The sequence below is a fragment of the Chryseobacterium jejuense genome (assembly GCF_900100075.1).
Taxonomy (GTDB): Bacteria; Bacteroidota; Bacteroidia; order Flavobacteriales; family Weeksellaceae; genus Chryseobacterium; species Chryseobacterium jejuense.
The window spans coordinates 415454-431335 of the sequence record NZ_FNEG01000004.1; the positions used below are offsets into that span (position 1 = coordinate 415454).

Annotated in this window: 15 protein-coding genes; 9 read left to right on the forward strand and 6 right to left on the reverse strand. The window is 36.0% G+C overall.

Going from position 1 to position 15882, the window contains the following annotated elements; genetic code table 11:
• Window positions 1–14 precede the first annotated feature (14 nt).
• Both BLS98_RS14155 and BLS98_RS14160 read left to right on the forward strand, forming a co-directional pair.
• Window positions 15–392 (forward strand): hypothetical protein, encoded by a 378-nt coding sequence (locus BLS98_RS14155; RefSeq protein WP_089737152.1) that lies wholly within the window; start codon window positions 15–17, stop codon window positions 390–392.
• A 49-nt stretch (window positions 393–441) separates the two neighbouring features.
• Window positions 442–1455: a TQO small subunit DoxD gene (locus BLS98_RS14160; protein WP_089737153.1), complete on the forward strand. Its 1014-nt coding sequence runs from the start codon at window positions 442–444 to the stop codon at window positions 1453–1455.
• Window positions 1456–1911: 456 nt separating this feature from the next.
• Here the strand turns inward: BLS98_RS14160 and BLS98_RS14165 are convergent, their stop codons facing one another.
• The 5 genes from BLS98_RS14165 to BLS98_RS14185 all read right to left on the reverse strand — a co-directional run bounded on the left by BLS98_RS14165 (window position 1912) and on the right by BLS98_RS14185 (window position 7716).
• Window positions 1912–2508 carry a hypothetical protein gene (locus tag BLS98_RS14165; protein ID WP_089737154.1) on the reverse strand — a complete coding sequence of 199 codons (597 nt, stop codon included), beginning with the start codon at window positions 2506–2508 and terminating at the stop codon, window positions 1912–1914.
• Between the two features lie 498 nt (window positions 2509–3006).
• The gene (locus BLS98_RS14170) at window positions 3007–4584 is read right to left on the reverse strand and encodes a DHA2 family efflux MFS transporter permease subunit (protein WP_089737155.1); all 1578 of its coding nucleotides are present in this window, start codon (window positions 4582–4584) and stop codon (window positions 3007–3009) included.
• Between the two features lie 85 nt (window positions 4585–4669).
• Window positions 4670–5773 (reverse strand): HlyD family secretion protein, encoded by a 1104-nt coding sequence (locus BLS98_RS14175; protein WP_089737156.1) that lies wholly within the window; start codon window positions 5771–5773, stop codon window positions 4670–4672.
• Between the two features lie 16 nt (window positions 5774–5789).
• Complete coding sequence (locus BLS98_RS14180; RefSeq protein ID WP_089737157.1) at window positions 5790–7106, reverse strand: TolC family protein; 1317 nt, start codon at window positions 7104–7106, stop codon at window positions 5790–5792.
• Complete coding sequence (locus BLS98_RS14185) at window positions 7090–7716, reverse strand: TetR/AcrR family transcriptional regulator (protein WP_089737158.1); 627 nt, start codon at window positions 7714–7716, stop codon at window positions 7090–7092. The genes BLS98_RS14180 and BLS98_RS14185 overlap by 17 nt, the downstream gene beginning before the upstream one ends.
• Before the next feature lie 110 nt (window positions 7717–7826).
• On the opposite strand from BLS98_RS14185, the gene BLS98_RS14190 reads away from it, so the two are divergent.
• On the forward strand, window positions 7827–8939 hold the full coding sequence (locus BLS98_RS14190) for a hypothetical protein (protein ID WP_139166126.1): 1113 nt from the start codon (window positions 7827–7829) through the stop codon (window positions 8937–8939).
• 46 nt (window positions 8940–8985) lie between these two features.
• Window positions 8986–9213, forward strand: a complete 228-nt coding sequence (locus BLS98_RS14195) for a hypothetical protein (RefSeq protein ID WP_089737160.1) — start codon at window positions 8986–8988, stop codon at window positions 9211–9213.
• A gap of 51 nt (window positions 9214–9264) precedes the next feature.
• On the opposite strand, the gene BLS98_RS14200 is transcribed toward BLS98_RS14195, so the two are convergent.
• Complete coding sequence (locus tag BLS98_RS14200) at window positions 9265–10383, reverse strand: DNA polymerase III subunit (protein WP_089737161.1); 1119 nt, start codon at window positions 10381–10383, stop codon at window positions 9265–9267.
• 433 nt (window positions 10384–10816) lie between these two features.
• On the opposite strand from BLS98_RS14200, the gene BLS98_RS14205 reads away from it, so the two are divergent.
• From BLS98_RS14205 to BLS98_RS14225, 5 genes are all read left to right on the forward strand, one after another.
• Entirely contained in the window at window positions 10817–12097 is a 1281-nt protein-coding gene (locus BLS98_RS14205) for a hypothetical protein (RefSeq protein ID WP_089737162.1), read from the forward strand.
• A 1-nt stretch (window position 12098) separates the two neighbouring features.
• On the forward strand, window positions 12099–12689 hold the full coding sequence (gene lptC, locus BLS98_RS14210) for an LPS export ABC transporter periplasmic protein LptC (RefSeq protein ID WP_089737163.1): 591 nt from the start codon (window positions 12099–12101) through the stop codon (window positions 12687–12689).
• An 11-nt stretch (window positions 12690–12700) separates the two neighbouring features.
• On the forward strand, window positions 12701–13744 hold the full coding sequence (locus BLS98_RS14215; RefSeq protein WP_089737164.1) for an anhydro-N-acetylmuramic acid kinase: 1044 nt from the start codon (window positions 12701–12703) through the stop codon (window positions 13742–13744).
• 144 nt (window positions 13745–13888) lie between these two features.
• Window positions 13889–14755, forward strand: a complete 867-nt coding sequence (locus tag BLS98_RS14220) for an AraC family transcriptional regulator (protein WP_089737165.1) — start codon at window positions 13889–13891, stop codon at window positions 14753–14755.
• Window positions 14756–14824: 69 nt separating this feature from the next.
• Window positions 14825–15880 (forward strand): hypothetical protein, encoded by a 1056-nt coding sequence (locus BLS98_RS14225; RefSeq protein WP_111994771.1) that lies wholly within the window; start codon window positions 14825–14827, stop codon window positions 15878–15880.
• The last annotated feature ends 2 nt before the right edge of the window (window positions 15881–15882 follow it).

The following is a 15882-nucleotide window of genomic DNA, read 5'->3' on the forward strand; positions in this document are numbered from 1 at the left end:
GTAGTTTTGCAGGAATGTCGAACACCAGAATCCATATCAGAACTTATAAAGCAGTCATTACGATGCTTATTTTGGTGTTTTCGTTATCACCATGTTCTGTGAAGAGAGATGTTCTTGATATTTTTGACATTCAATACATCAGCGGTTTAAATAAGGTAAAAACAACATCCGGACTTTCCTCAAACTGCGATATATCTTCTACTTCCTCAAGAATTTCCATTTCCAAAGCAGATGCTAAGGTTAAACAAAAAGGATCTTTTCTGAATTTTAATGTAAGTGCAAAAAATGCAGGGGAAGAAAATTTTAATTTCAATAAATACTCAGGCCGTACTACAGGAAACAGCCCACCGAAGTATATTTTATTTAAAAGACTGAAATTAAATCTGGTTTAAAACTTTTTAATCCAGGACAATCAGTTTTTTATAATACAATATACCTTTAATGAAACAAACTACAAACAGCCAGTCTTATGATCTGGCCGGATTATACACTTTATCCCTTCGAATGGTGATCGGATGGACTTACTTTTCAGCCTTCTGGCGCAGACTTATCCTTGAAAACAAGCTTATTCCTGATGAAAAGGGATATATCGGGGAAAAATTCAATCATTTTTTACCGAATGCTCTGGGTATTAAACCCATTATAGAATATCTGGTTACGCATCCGGATGCTTTACAAAGATCTATGATGATTTTTACAATTATTGAAGCAATCGTAGGATTATTTATCATTCTGGGGCTCTTTACCCGACTGATGAGTATAGGAATTTTCAGCCTTGCCTTAGGAATTTTATTAGGTTCCGGATGGCTGGGAACAACCTGTCTGGATGAATGGCAAATTGGTGTTCTGGGAGTTGCGGGAGGCTTCGTCTTGTTTCTTTCAGGAAGTAGCTCCTATTCTCTGGATAATTATTTAATAAAGAAAAACAAAGCTTTTACTCAGAAAAAATGGTTTCAATGGCTGGGTTCCGGAGTTCTGCCTATTTACAGACCTAAAGTTTTTGTACTCACAGGTTCTCTACTGATTTTCGGACTTACGCTTTACACCAATCAATATTTTCATGGTGGTGTTTGGGGAACTCTGCATAATAAGTCGGTAAAACCCAAGCTTGAAATTTCCAATATTTCTCATAATAATTCAGATTTAAAATTTGAGGTTTACAGAACGGAAGGTGCCGATGTGTATGGCTCTTTCCTCATTGGAATTCATATTCTGGATAAAAACGGAAATATTTTAAAGGAAATGGATCATAAAGAGCTTTCAAAGTTCTCCAAAGACCATATCAAAAACCATTATGTAGCCAAAGTAAAGCCAGGGAAACACAGTCTTGTTATTCCATTGGGTGCTAAAGCAGATATGAATATTGGGATTGATGATATTCTTCAAAAAGACGCGATCCATACTTTAAAACTGATTGACATCAGCGGGATTGAATGGACTGAACATATAAAATAAATAAATCAGTTAAGAATATCGAAGTGAAGTCATTTACCATTTCTCTATAAGCCTAGGTTTTATTTTTTACCACATAGTCACATAGAATATTGTGGTAAAAATAATATGAAATATTTCTTTTCTATTGAAAATTTATAGAGGTATAATTGAATGGATAATTTCAGACTTATTTTAGGTTTTGGCTAAAGCCAGATGAATGGGTATTTATAATGAGAGCGGGCTAAAGCCCGCTCCTATTGATATGGATATTGTATGGATATTTGACGTTTGATAAAAGGTAAAGCTCGCCCCTATTAAGGTTGATATCCGTGTGGATATATAAAGTGAAAAATAGTTGTTTAACGACAAGATCTTTTATCTTTTATCTTTTATCTTTTATCTTTTATCTTTTATCTTTTATCTTTTATCTTTTATCTTTTATCTTTTATCTTTTATCTTTTATCTTTTAAACAAAATCTATTTCTTCGCCACAATCACCTCATACACACATGAGCTGTCCGGGTCAAGTTTCAGAACTTTCACTTCAAATAAAACATCCAGTCCCATAGTATCGCATACTCCCTGTATAAAAGGTTCTATAACCGGCCACTTCAGCAGTCCTGCGATATGGAGACTTTGTGTGATTTTGTGGTAGCGGTCTACTCCTTTAATCAGTAGTTCAACTCTGTGGTCATTTAATTCTTTGAAATCAAAATTATATTCGGGACTGGATGTAAAAATTGCACCTATCAAGATTTTTGCGACTGCCGGAATTCCTGGCTGCAAATTAGATTTAGTTTCAAAATTTCTTAAAGTCATTCGTGATCCAAGATCATACATAAAGGACGTGGAAAGTTCATTCACTGCTTCTTCCCCGTAAAGTTTCCCTGCCTGTTTCAATAATCCACCATAAAAGGCTCCAGTAATATCTGAAAGGCGTTGGGTTAATTCTGTAAATGTTGCAGGAAAAAAGTCTGAGATGATCTGATCCTGATCCATTTCAGAATGGTAAACATCATATTTCCTGAAATCTGATAATGCCATAAAGGTTTCCGGCAATTGTATCTGGTTCATATAAACGTTAAGTTTTAAGGTTATTAGTTAGTGAATATGGGATACATTATAGTGTAATAAGATTTTGTGATTAAAAAGCATTGTCTAAAAAGTATATCACAAGGAATCAATCACATCTTCGGCATCAACTTCTCGAAAGCAAAAAGTATTGTCTCTATTGCAAAAAGACATCAAAACTTCATAAAGATGTAGTGAAACAGATCGGTGTACATCAGGAAATAGTACTCCGGATATTACCTCCTGAAGAGGAGTTCTTGAGGTGAGGGAATGTATTCATATTTTTTTCATTTGGTATTGTAAAGCTAAAAAAAATAAACAAATTCTCCAATAAGTGATTTTATTTTTAACAAAAAGAAATAATGAACTTATGAGATAGAAAACAGAAGACTGGAAAATGGAAGGGATTAGCCAAAGAAACACCCATCAATTGTATTGTCTTTTACATCGTCTTTTAAACAAAAAAAAACCTCCGAAAAATCCGAAGGTTTTAATTAAAATTTAGTGCATGGCTTCACTCAAATCTATTTTTTCTTTACTCTTTCTTTCTTTTACGAGTAAGATAAACGGAATACATATCAGGAATACGATTCCAAGGTAGAGAAATACATCCATATAAGATAGTACAGTGGCTTGTTTGGTTACTGACATATCAAGCATCTTATAGGCTGCATTCATTGCTGCATCAGGAGTCATCCCTTTTGCAATGAAACTAGCCTTCAATGCTGCCAGTCTTTGCTGAACATCAAAACTGTTTACATCTAAATGGGAAATCAGATTATTTCTGTAGGTCTGACCTGCATTCGCAATGAAAGTGGTAATAGCCGCAATCCCAAAGGATCCTCCCAGCTGTCTCATCATCCCCGTAAAGGCTGCTCCCTGACCAATCTCCTGTCCTTTCAAAGTACTTAATGACAAAGAGGTGATTGGGATAAACAATAGTCCTAAACCTGCTCCTCTTACAATCAACATCCAGAAAAATGCTTCTTTGCTGGTATCCGGTGTCAGAATTTTGTATCCCCAGAAACTATAAACAAAGAAAATAAAGAGTCCTAATGATACCAAAATCTGCTGTTTTGCTCCTTTTGCCAATAGTCTACCAATAATAGGCATCATAAAGGCTGTTGTTAATGCAGCCGGAATCATCAATGCTCCAGACTGAAGTGCCGTCCAGCCCAAAATACTCTGAGTATACAACGGAACAATGAATGTGGAGCCATAAAGCCCAAATCCAAGTACAAAAGACATCATGGTACCAATTCTTAAATTACTATTTTTAAGTACCCTGAGCTCAACGATTGGATATTTAAAGGTAAGTTCCCTCCAAAGAAATAAGATAAATCCTAAAACAGCAGCTACTGTAAACGCTACAATCATTCCGCTGGCAAACCAGTCTTCTTCATGCCCTCTCTCAAGAATGAATTGTAATGAACCTACTGTTACTGCCAGTAATGCAATTCCTATCCAGTCAACATCCGAGACTTTACGTTTTTCCGCATATTTTGGACTTCTTACAAACTGCAGCGTCATCAAGGTTGCTGCAATTCCAATCGGAATATTAATATAGAAAATATATGGCCAGCTGAAATTATCAACGATATATCCTCCAAGAGGTGGACCTAATGTAGGACCGATAATTACTCCCAGACCATAAATAGCCTGAGCCATACTTCTTTTTTCAATCGGATAAGATTCCGTAATAATCGTTTGTGAAGTTACCAATAAGGCTCCTCCACCGATTCCCTGCATCAATCTGAAGAACACGAGTTCCCAGATATTGGTCGCATTTCCACATAAAAATGAAAATATGGTAAATATAATGATGGATGCCGCAAAGTAATTTCTACGCCCAAACTGCTGGGAAAGCCAGCTCGTCATTGGTACTATAATTACGTTACCAATGGCATAAGCCGTAATTACCCATCCCACTTCAGAAAGTGTAGATCCAAGATTCCCCTTCATTTCATTCAAGGCAACATTAACAATCGTGGAGTCTACAATTTCAAGAAGGGCACAAAGTATAGCAGTAATCGTAATGATCACTCTCCGCGCTCCATATTCTACTAATGAATCTTGCATAAGTTTTTTACGATGTTAAAAGTCAATGGTCAATTTTGTTTCATTATTTGATAAAGCAATTCTTGACTCTTAACAATTTTAAGTGTTATTTCAATGAAACCTCAGCCTTCACATTCATCCCTGTTCTTAATCTTTTTGCAATATTCTTATCAAGATTTACAAAATCGATTTTTACAGGAAGTCTCTGCACTACTTTTACGAAGTTTCCACTTGCGTTATCCGGAGGAAGAATAGAGAATGTTGCACCAGTAGCCGGAGAGAATGAGCTTACTACCCCATCAAATTCTTTATCAGGGAAAGCATCAATTTCAATTTTTACTTTCTGTCCTTCTACCATTTTGTCTACCTGCGTTTCTTTGAAGTTCGCCACTACCCATTTCTGGTCGTTTTTAACCAAAGAAAATAACTGAGCACCTGCCTGAAGATATTGGCCAGCCTGTGTAGATACTTTACCTACATGTCCGTCTTCAGAAGCAAGAATGACGGTATATGACAAGTTTAATTTTGCATTTTCAACATCTACTTCTCTTTGTTTTGCCACAGAGCCTGCAACACTGATTTGTTGAGAACTTGCAGCTGTTTGAGAAGAAGCAATAGTGGTTTGCTGAGCAATCTGATTTCTCTGATCAACTAAAACCTGTAACTGTTTATCCGCAGATTGTTTTGCTGCTAAAGCCTGCTCATATTGTTGTTCTGTAATAGAATGATCTTTTACAAGATTAGCATACCTCTTCAGATCCTGAGAAGTTTTCCAGACATTTACTTTCGCTGCTTCAATTTGTGCATTGGCAGTTACTACAGCAGCTTCAGAAGAACTGATATTTTTTGAAGTGGCATTCGTAGTAGCTTCTGCATTTGAAATATTGCTTTTCGCTGTAGATAAAGCAGCCTGAGCCTGCTCAAGTGCCATCTTCTGATCTCTGTTATCTAAAATAACCAAAGTATCTCCTTTCTTTACAAACTGATTGTCTTTTACTTTTACTTCAGCTACATATCCGGAAATTTTAGAAATTACAGGTGACATGTTTGAAGTGATTTGAGCATCATCAGTTTCTTCATGATACTGTCCGTAGCTATAGGCTCTGTAACCGTAGATTCCTCCTCCGATTACTACGGCTGCTAAGATGATAGGAAAAACTAAACTTTTTTTCTTTTTAGTTTCAACTGCCTGTGTATTATTATTTTCCATTTTGGTTTCGATCTGATTATTTAATTGTTAAAGTTCCTGTTGTTTGCAATAGTTTTCTGTATGCTAAAGCAGCGTCTGCCTTGGCATTGATTACGCCAACGTTAGCAGCAATCTGAGCAGCGTCTGCATCCAATAATTCCGTCATGGTTGCAAGGCCGTTGTCATATTTATTTTTTGTAATTCTGTAGTTTTCATTAGCCTGTTCAGCAGATTTTTCGAAAACAACAATTCTCTTTTTAGAAAAGTCTGTATTCTGATATTCTCTGTTCACATCAAGCTTAATGTTATCATTCAGTAATTCATCTGTAGCAGCCAACTGCTTTTCTCTCGCCTGAGACTGTCTTAGTGATGAATTTTCTTTCCAGATATTGGATAAATTATAAGAAATCCCAACTCCTACATTAATCGCATTGTATACGGTAAGAAACTTAGGAATATCCGCGGCCACATATCCTCCCGTGAATGCCAGAGAAGGAAGATTTTCTGCCTTAGCAGCCTTCGTTCCCAACTCTGCTGCTTTTCTCTGTTGAACTAAAGCCTGAAGGTCCTTACGGTTTTCTCTGGCTTCGTTTACATAAAAATCAACCGTTTTTACTTCTGAACCTTCTTCAATATAGTTCTGGTCTATTTCAAGTTCTGTAGTTTCAGGAAGTCCTAATAACAAGTCCATATTGATGTTAGCAATATTGTAATTGTTTTTAGCTTCCAGCAGTTGAAGTTCAATATTGGAAGTCTGAAGGTTTGCTTTCAATCTGTCATTTCTGGCGATCAGTCCATTATTTTCCATTTTAAGGAAAGTTTCATCTCTCTTTTGAGAAGCAGTAAGATTTTCTTCAAAAACCTTGATGGACTGATTGGCTTTAAACAGGTTGTTATAAGCCTGGGCAACATTATAAGCAATGGCAGTTTTGTCATTTTCAGTACTTAATTTTGATGCTTCAACCAGATATTTTGCCGACTGAATTCCGTATTTAATTCTTCCACCACTGTAAATAGGTACGCTAAGGTTAGCGGAACCATACACTACCTGATGAATTTCCGGGCCTCCTGCTCCTCCTGACATACCAGGAAGTTTGATGTCCACATTCGGTTTTATTGGAAGATACATATAGCTTCCTGAAATCTTCAATTCAGGAAGCTGTCTGTTTTTAGCTTCCAAAAGATCAGCGGTAGCCTCCTCGATCTTGGCTGCATCGATCTTGAGATTCTTGCTGTTCTGGATTCCCAGCTGCACAGCTTCGTCAAGAGAAAGGGTCTTTTTCTCCTGAGCATTTGCATTTGCTATTCCTACGAATAGTGATAATGCAATCACTGAGTTATTTATTCTCTTCATAACCTAAAAGGTCTTTTAGTAAATGTTTTATGTGTCTATTAAGTTCTGTATAAAATTTTTCGTCAAAAACATCCTCATCATCCGTATCATTCAGGAATTCCTTATACATTTCCTTGGCATTGAATGCATAAAATAAGGTTCCGCTTATGGTGGAATGAAGCAGATAAATAGGAGGATTTTTTGTAAAAACGCCACTCTTCAGTCCGCTTTCCAGTATTCGGGAGTACATCGAGAGGAATGACATTTTGGTTTCTTTTAAAAACTCTACGATCTGCGGATTACTGGTATGAAGCTGTTCCCGCTGCATAATTCTGTAAAAGCATTTCTGAGTTCTTATTCTGTTAGAAAACTGATCTATTATTTTTTCAATCTTCTGCCACTCATTAAGGTCTGTTCTTTCTACAATATCTCTTGAGAAAAACTGTCCTTCATTCATTCTGTATTCAACCAATTTCTCATAAAGCTTTTCTTTCGATCCAAAATAGTAAGAGATCATCGAGATATTCACATTTGCAGCCTTGGAAATTTCACGGGTTGAAGTTCCATCGAAACCCTTTTCAGCAAAGAGTTTTTCAGCAGCAAATAATATATTTTCTTCTTTTGAAATCATATCACTTCCATTTTTTCAGGGGGCAAATTTACATAAGTTTTTCATAAAATCAAACGATTGATTGATTTTTTTAATGTAGATTTAATTTATATTTACAAAAAACTAAATGTATGGGCCTATTTGATTTCCTCTTTAAGTGGATGAAGAAAAAAAATAAGACAAATGAAGAAACTGTTAAAAATGAGTCTCCGGTTGAAGAAACAATAGCTCCAATTCATGAAGAGACATCCACTCCAATAGAAGAAAACATTTCCTTAATACCTCAGGAAACAGACATTATACTAGAGGAAGAGACACCTGTTGTAATAGAGGAAACTACCGCCCCGTCCATCAATGAAGACGGTAATCGTTTCGATCTTGAAGTTGTTGAAGCCCTCAGAAGATTTCATTCTGATCCGAGTCTTGATATTGACATTGAAATCAAAGATAATATTCAAAACGCTCACCAGACTCATAGAGATCTTTTCAGAGAATGGGCAGATATTCAGTCGAAATGGGATCGCATCTCTTTATTATATCGTTTCTGGGATCAGTCTCAGCTTGAAAAACTTGAAGACTGGCAAGTGATTGAAAGGTATGTAAAAGACCGTTATCCGAAAAAGGCACTTCAATATTTTGAAAAAAATATGTCAGACAAAAGGCATTTTACCAAGGAAGAACTGGTTTCTCTTTCAAAGCTTCACCGCGTATTGCTGGATAATCCTACGGCAAAGGAATATATTGAAACTGCCTATCACAATCACCCTGAAGATGATGCTGTAAAAGTAGAATATGCAACAGTTCTCCATATCATAGGAAATCACTCTGAAAAAGAGCTTTCTCATCAGTTGTTTCATGATGTACTAGATAAAAAGATCCAAAAGAATGATACGGAATCTGTTTTTGATTGCTTCAAATTTTCTGAAGGCTATACTGATTCTTCCATTTTTGCCATGCTTTATCTGATAAATACGGAAGCTGATATTGATACCTGGGATTATGTTGCTGAAGAATATTATTACTGTCCTGTTTTCAGATATGAACATGCCGTACAATTAGCGCAAACAGAAAATCCTATGAGAGCCTTGGCAAAGCTTACTTCTTTAAGCCAGGAATTCCCATGGTTCAGAATCGCTCTTGAAAGTACCATCGGTAATATTAAATCGATGCGAAAACAGCTCAACAATCCTGAATTTATGGAACAGGAACTCCAGGAATTCCAGACATCATTAAAAAAATTATAGGATAAGCGTAAAAGTATTACATTTAGCCACTTAACAATTTTAGATCATGAAAAAACTCATTTCAATTCTTGCCATCGGTTTATTTACATTCAGCTATGCTCAGGAAAAACCTAAAGAAGGTGGCTGCTGTGCTGGGAAAGATAAAAAAGAATGTTCTGTAAAGGATAAAAAAGCTTGTTCAGATGCTCATCACAAAGGATGTGATACAAAGGCAAAAACAGCAGAGAATACGCCTAAAGATAAAAAGGCTGCCAAAGAAAAAAAGACAGCGTAAATCAAACTACTGCTAAAAACAAAAACTCCGGAAAATTTCCGGAGTTTTATTTTATGTACTTTTATGAATATATCTTGATAATTTGATCCCAAGATCTGTCCACACAATTTTAGGATTCCCGTTTCTGGTAAGGTGAAGATCTGCGGTACTGATCTCTTCCAGAATACTTTCAATATTGGCACCACTGATAAACTTTGAAAAACCTGCCCAGTTAAAACCATTGGCATCAATCTTTTTATACACCAGATTTTCTGACTGGTAATTCTGAAGAAGAGCTAATCTAAAAATCTCAGAACAGTAATTTAAAAAATTCTTCTGTTTTTCTCTGTTCCAGCCGGCAATTTCTCTTGCCCAGGAAATGATACTTCTTAGATATTCAGGTTTCTTCTTTACCATAAAGGCGTCACGAACCCATTGCACGAAGAGTTTTTCAAATTCATTGCTTTTGTCTCCAGAGTTCAGCAGTTTTATCGCTTCATTAAGATTTCCTTGTGCCTCATGAACAATTTCTCTTACTTTTTCATCAGTAACAGAGAAATTCTTCTTTAAATAGGCTTCAATGTCTTCATCATGAACTCTTGGAATTTCTACGACCTGGGTACGGGAAAGTATTGTTGGTAAAATATCATTGGTACTTTCTGCGGTAAGGAGAATAATGGTTTTTGCCGGTGGTTCTTCAAGAAATTTCAAAAATTTGTTGGAGGCGGCTATATTCATTTTATCGGCTCTCCAAACAATCAGAATTTTGGTTCCGCCTTCAAAACTTTTTAAAGAAAACTTCTGATTTTGATCATCAACTTCATCTGCAGAAATAAAAAGCTGTTTGTTTTCTGATTCTAAAAAAGCAGTCCAGTCATCATAACTTGCATACGGAGAAGCCTGAATCATTTCTCTGAACTCTTCGAATTTATTCTTGCTTAAAGAGTTTCTATTATCTGTAAATACGGGAAAACTAAAGTGCAGGTCTAAGTGATTAAGGTGTTCTACTTTTGAAGCAGCATGCTCATTTTCCTGCCTTAAAATCTCCTTAGCATACGCCAACACCATGGGTAATGTTCCGTAACCTTCCTTTCCTACGAAAAGCTGGGCATGGCTCACTCTGTTTTCAGCAATGCTTTCTCTAAGAAGTTTTTTAAGATTTTCCTGTCCGGCGATGTTCTCCCAATTCATGTTTCAAAGATAAAAAAACTGAAGAAGAATTCAGAGTTAAATTTATAGAATGATGAATTTTTGCCTCAACAAAGTGGATAAAGAATGGAGGAATAAAATAAATTAGCAATGAAGCAAACTGACAGTTTTACTTTAACTTAAGTTTCTTGGATGGTCAATTCTTCCTTCACAAAATGAATGATGAATACATGATAAAGGAAATTCATGAACAAAGTTGATTGACTTATTATCATTTCTATCTATACAAATAGTGAATTATAACATTAAATTATACAAATAGAAAACAAAGTAAACTCATGATTCACAATTGACACCAATAATATATAAAGATTAAAAATTCCCCATTATACAGCCCTTAACAAACTTTAACCACATATAATTTTTACAATTCATTAATATTTAAGATATTTGCGCATTATTTTAAAAATAAAGAATGAAAAAAATCTTTGTAGTATCATTCATATCAGTTGGATATTTTCTGAATGCACAGAGTCTAGGTAACTCTCCGTATGCAAAATATGGAATTGGGGATGTAAAATATGATAATACGATCGAAACGGCATCCATGGGAGGTATCTCTACTGCTTTTATAAGTGATTTCACCAGTAATTTCAACTTTGCCAACCCTGCAAACAATGCTAATTTCGAACTTACTAGTATCAAACTAGAAGCTACTAACGAAAACAACTATTTCAAATCGAATTTTAACGATATGAAATCTACAAAGCATTCTACGTATCTTTCTAATATTTCATTGGCATTTCCTATTTCCTCAAAAGTAAAAATGGGAATTAGCTATCAGCCATATAGCTCTAAAAACTATGATATTCTTAGTCAGCGTGAAGTAGGTGGTACTGTTGTTGACCAAAACCAATTTAAAGGTAATGGTACTTTAAACACAGCAGCTGTGGCTTTATCTTATAAGATCAACCAGGAATTCTCTGTAGGAGCAAGAGCTAATTTATATTTTGGAGACCTTACTGATCTTACTGAGTTCAGTGCAGCAAATACAGAATACATTGCTGGATATGAAACCAAAAACAGAATCAGAAACTTCAACTTTACTTTAGGTACAAGCTATCAGAAGTTGAATACCCGTACTGACAAGAAATTAACGATTGGAGCAACAGCAACTTTCGGGAATACCGGTAATATGACGACTGAGTATACCAACAGTACTTACAGATATGCTGATGCAGCAGGTACTAAAATGGATGTTACTACAATTGACTACAAAGAAACCAAATCTAAAAACCTTCTTCCGCTTCAGGCGTCTGTAGGGGTTGGATATGGAAGTGAAAACCATTGGTTCCTTTCTGGGCAGCTTGATTATAAAAAAGGGGAAGATATTTCTTATTTCGGAAATACTTTCAGCTTACAGGATACTTACAGAATTTCTGCCGGTGGATGGTACTTACCTAACTATAACAACTTCAGAAGCTACTTCTCAAGGGTAGTCTACAGATATGGTGCCTTCTATGAAAGAGGAAACCTTAAACTGGAAGGAAACAGCATCAATAAATTCGGTATTTCTGCCGGAGTAATGCTTCCGTTCAAAAACAGCAGTATTACAAGAATGAGTGGCTTAGAGATTGGTGTAGAAGTGGGCAAGAGAGGTACTCTTCAGAACAACCTTATCAACCAGAACTTTATCAACCTGAAACTCGGCTTCAATTTTGCTGATAAATGGTTCAGAAAGGCTCTTTATAACTAGAATGAATTTTTCAAGAAAAATAGTATATAAAAATATAGCATACCTTTTTAGTTGTGCTATATTTTTTATATTCACATCCTGTGAAGAAGATCTTACCAAAAAGAATGGAAATAACAGCAAAAACTTTCCTTCACAGGTCATTAATAACGCGAATATCGTACAACGTGATTCCGGATTTATCATCCTTAAGGCTAAAGCAGCTATTATTGAAAAATATGAACTGATTGACAGTCCTTATACGGTAGCCAGAAAAGGTATTGATATTGAGTTTTTTGATAAGAAAAAACCAAAAATACCGGGAACAATTAAGGCTAAATATGCCAAGTTTTATGATTACAAAAAGTTTTACGAAGCAAAAGGTAATGTAAGGATTACGACCAACGAAGGACAGAAATTTGCGATGCAGAGTGTGTATTGGGATCAGCTTAAAAAAAGAATCTATACCAAAGACACAGTGTACGTAACCATGGAAGACGGCTCTACATTGGTAGGTGCCAATGGAATGACTGCCAAGGATGATTTTTCGGAATATACTTTCTATAACAATTCAGGAGACTTTAGTTCTAAAAGGCTTTCTGAAAATAAAAAATAGCTTCTGTTACCATGAAAACGCTTGCCATTGGACTCATGTCCGGAACAAGTTTAGACGGGTTGGATATCTGTCTTGCTGAATTTGAAAAAAAGGACAAATGGCATTTTCAGATCCTGAAAGCAGAAACCCTTCCCTATTCTACTGATTGGGAAAATAAACTCAGAAATTCTATTCATCTTTCAGCAACGGATCTTTTAGAATTGCATTCCGATTATGGGTTTTATCTGGGGCAAAAAGTTAAAGAATTTATAGAACAACATCAGCTTGAAAATATTGATCTGATCGCCTCTCATGGTCATACGGTTTTTCATCAGCCTCAAAGAAAATTTACCTTGCAGATTGGAGATGGCAGAGCCATTAAAATGGAAACCAAAATACCGGTTCTCTATGATTTCAGAAGTCAGGATGTCCTGATGAAAGGAAATGGAGCTCCCCTGGTTCCTATAGGTGATGAACTTCTTTTTTCACAATATGATGCCTGTCTTAATCTGGGCGGATTCTCAAATATTTCCTTGACGTCAGAAGGTAAAAGAATTGCCTTTGATATAGCTCCTGTCAATATTGTCCTGAATTATTTGGCTCAACAACTGAATGAAAGCTTTGATGAAAATGGTGATCTGGCGAGAAAAGGAAAAATAAATGAAACTTTACTTGACGAACTTAATTCCTTAGGTTTCTACCAACAACTTCATCCCAAATCATTGGGTGTAGAATGGTGCAACCACCATGTATTTCCGAAACTTGAAGGTATAGCTCCAGTTGAGGCCCTTGCTACCTTTTCAGAACATATTGCCCAGCAGATTTCCAAGGTTATCAATGAAAAGAATATAAAGAACATACTGATAACCGGAGGAGGTGCTTATAACAGTTTTATAATAGAGAAAATAAAAGCAAAAACAGATGCTGAGGTAATTATCCCTGAAAAGAAAATTATCGAATATAAGGAAGCTTTAATCTTTGCATTTATGGGGGTTTTAAAAATGAACAATGAAATCAATGTTCTATCCTCTGCTACCGGAAGTACTGCCGATCATTGTTCTGGAGTAATTGCGTAGATAGAATTCATTAATCTTTTACCTTAACAGTTTCTTCTTTAATCCTGAATTGGTATTCATCATTATAAGTGAATTGCTTTGCATTCTCAATACTATAGCTAACTGAAATGTTGTATTTTTAACTCATCTTTAGAATGAGAAAAAATGGCATCAGCAGCAAAAATTAAAACATATCATTTTCTCCCACATAAATATGGCTTGGAGCTGCTATTGGATATCGGACGTATCGAAACGCTGAATCATTATGTATTAGATAAGACACTGCATCAGCTCAGCTTCTATGAAATTATTTTTATCGAAGAAGGAACGGGAACTTTTACATTGGACGAAAATAGAATCCCAATAACTCCACAAACTGTTATTTTTACAAGCCCCGGACAAATACGTTGCTGGGAAATTGAGAAGAAAGTAAAAGGCTATACCCTATTCTTTGACAAAGACTTTCTGCATCTTTTTTTCTCGGACGAATTATTCCTGCATCGCTTTCAGTACTTTCATCAATATTCACGCCCCACAGGTATGGAAATATCAGAGGAATCATTTGGAAAATGTTTGAATCTTTTACATGGAATAGAACAGGAATTCGGGCAGCTTCAGAATGACAGTAATCATTTAATCCGGTCATTTTTATATCAATTGCTGGTCATTCTCAACCGATTTTATGCTAATGTTTATAATGTTCAGAGAGATACTCATGTGCACTCAGACTTTTATAGATTCCGATCTTTATTGGAAAAGAAATTTGTGGATGACAGAAGTGTTGAAGCTTATTCAAAAATGCTTACCATCAGCCCAGGATTTCTTAATAAAATCTGTAAGCAGTTCAGCGGATTATCAGCTCAGCAAATGATCCATTATAAGTTAATTTCAGAAATAAAGAAACAGCTTTATCAAAATAAATCAGCAAAAGAAATTTGCTACGAATTCGGCTTTTCAGATCCATCTAATTTCAATCGCTTTTTTAAAAAGTTTACCGGTATTACTCCTCAGCAATACCGGAAGAATATATAAAAGACCTTTTTAAAAACAAAATGACCTTTTCATTATATAAGACTGTTCTTAATTTTACAAAAAAAGGAAATGATAAAACATACATTTAGCTTTCTATTGTTACTACTAGGCATAGCTTTAGGACAGGCAGAACAATTATATGTTAATCCAAAGACAGGTAACGATACAAATTCCGGGACAAAAACACAGCCGTTAAAAACCCTTCTGGAAGCTGCAAAACGTGTGAATGTAAACAAAGAACCGGAAGCAACCACAATTTTTCTCTCGGAAGGTGTACATCTATTGACTCAGACAGTTGTATTCACCAATGATAAATATACCTCTGCAAACCGTCTTGTTATTCGTGCCGATGTAATGCCTGATGAAGCACAGTGGACTCCTCAAAAAATGCCAACGGTAGTAACAGCAGTTCCGCCAGAGCCAGGCATAGGTGGAGAAGAAGCAAAGGGTATACAACCAGAAGTCAGCCATGTAACGATTGAAGGCTTGCGCTTTACCGGCAGTCCAGATTATTCCTATATAGACGGTAATAATCTGCGTCGTTCTTATCCTATCTGGCGGGATGGAAAAAGCCTGGACGACCTGCTTGTAACCCAATGTGTGTTTACCGGAAATGTAGATGTATTGCCACTACATGTGGGAGTTATTGCTAATGGCTACGGACTTGTGATTGACCATTGCATTTTCTTCAACTGCAAAAACCCGGTTGTTTTCTGGAAAAACGATAGAAAAACAGGCAGCCGTAATGCCATGCAGTATTCGTTGGTATATGGCAGCTATTTTAGCGGTGTTTGGACAACAAAGGATACGGATGGAGATCGTTTTGATTTTCATCATAACATCATAGCCAATGCCAGTACAATTTGGATCAGAGAAAAAGGAAGCACACGCCGATATAAAGCCTCCGATTGTCTTTTTGCAGACTATACCAATCTGGCAGGATTCGGAAGCGGTCCGTTAAGTGGAAATAATGCCACTTCCACTGATTTTCTGGAAATGAAAAATGTACAGACTACCGGAACAGTAACCATTGAAAAAGATCAGAGCAAACGCAATTACCTACAATTGGCGGAAGGTTCAGCCGGTTTAAATTTAAAGGCTGGGCTTTTTAAAAAGAATCAGTAATG

What these genes read in the sequence shown, in the direction of transcription:
- BLS98_RS14175 (WP_089737156.1), bottom strand. Translation starts at nt 5,773, where the DNA reads ATGGAAAATAATAATACACAGGCAGTTGAAACTAAAAAGAAAAAAAGT.
- BLS98_RS14215 (WP_089737164.1), top strand. Translation starts at nt 12,701, where the DNA reads ATGAAAACGCTTGCCATTGGACTCATGTCCGGAACAAGTTTAGACGGG.
- BLS98_RS14225 (WP_111994771.1), top strand. Translation starts at nt 14,825, where the DNA reads ATGATAAAACATACATTTAGCTTTCTATTGTTACTACTAGGCATAGCT.
- BLS98_RS14200 (WP_089737161.1), bottom strand. Translation starts at nt 10,383, where the DNA reads ATGAATTGGGAGAACATCGCCGGACAGGAAAATCTTAAAAAACTTCTT.
- BLS98_RS14170 (WP_089737155.1), bottom strand. Translation starts at nt 4,584, where the DNA reads ATGCAAGATTCATTAGTAGAATATGGAGCGCGGAGAGTGATCATTACG.
- BLS98_RS14155 (WP_089737152.1), top strand. Translation starts at nt 15, where the DNA reads ATGTCGAACACCAGAATCCATATCAGAACTTATAAAGCAGTCATTACG.
- lptC (WP_089737163.1), top strand. Translation starts at nt 12,099, where the DNA reads ATGAATTTTTCAAGAAAAATAGTATATAAAAATATAGCATACCTTTTT.
- BLS98_RS14160 (WP_089737153.1), top strand. Translation starts at nt 442, where the DNA reads ATGAAACAAACTACAAACAGCCAGTCTTATGATCTGGCCGGATTATAC.
- BLS98_RS14190 (WP_139166126.1), top strand. Translation starts at nt 7,827, where the DNA reads ATGGGCCTATTTGATTTCCTCTTTAAGTGGATGAAGAAAAAAAATAAG.
- BLS98_RS14165 (WP_089737154.1), bottom strand. Translation starts at nt 2,508, where the DNA reads ATGAACCAGATACAATTGCCGGAAACCTTTATGGCATTATCAGATTTC.
- BLS98_RS14205 (WP_089737162.1), top strand. Translation starts at nt 10,817, where the DNA reads ATGAAAAAAATCTTTGTAGTATCATTCATATCAGTTGGATATTTTCTG.
- BLS98_RS14220 (WP_089737165.1), top strand. Translation starts at nt 13,889, where the DNA reads ATGGCATCAGCAGCAAAAATTAAAACATATCATTTTCTCCCACATAAA.
- BLS98_RS14195 (WP_089737160.1), top strand. Translation starts at nt 8,986, where the DNA reads ATGAAAAAACTCATTTCAATTCTTGCCATCGGTTTATTTACATTCAGC.
- BLS98_RS14185 (WP_089737158.1), bottom strand. Translation starts at nt 7,716, where the DNA reads ATGATTTCAAAAGAAGAAAATATATTATTTGCTGCTGAAAAACTCTTT.
- BLS98_RS14180 (WP_089737157.1), bottom strand. Translation starts at nt 7,106, where the DNA reads ATGAAGAGAATAAATAACTCAGTGATTGCATTATCACTATTCGTAGGA.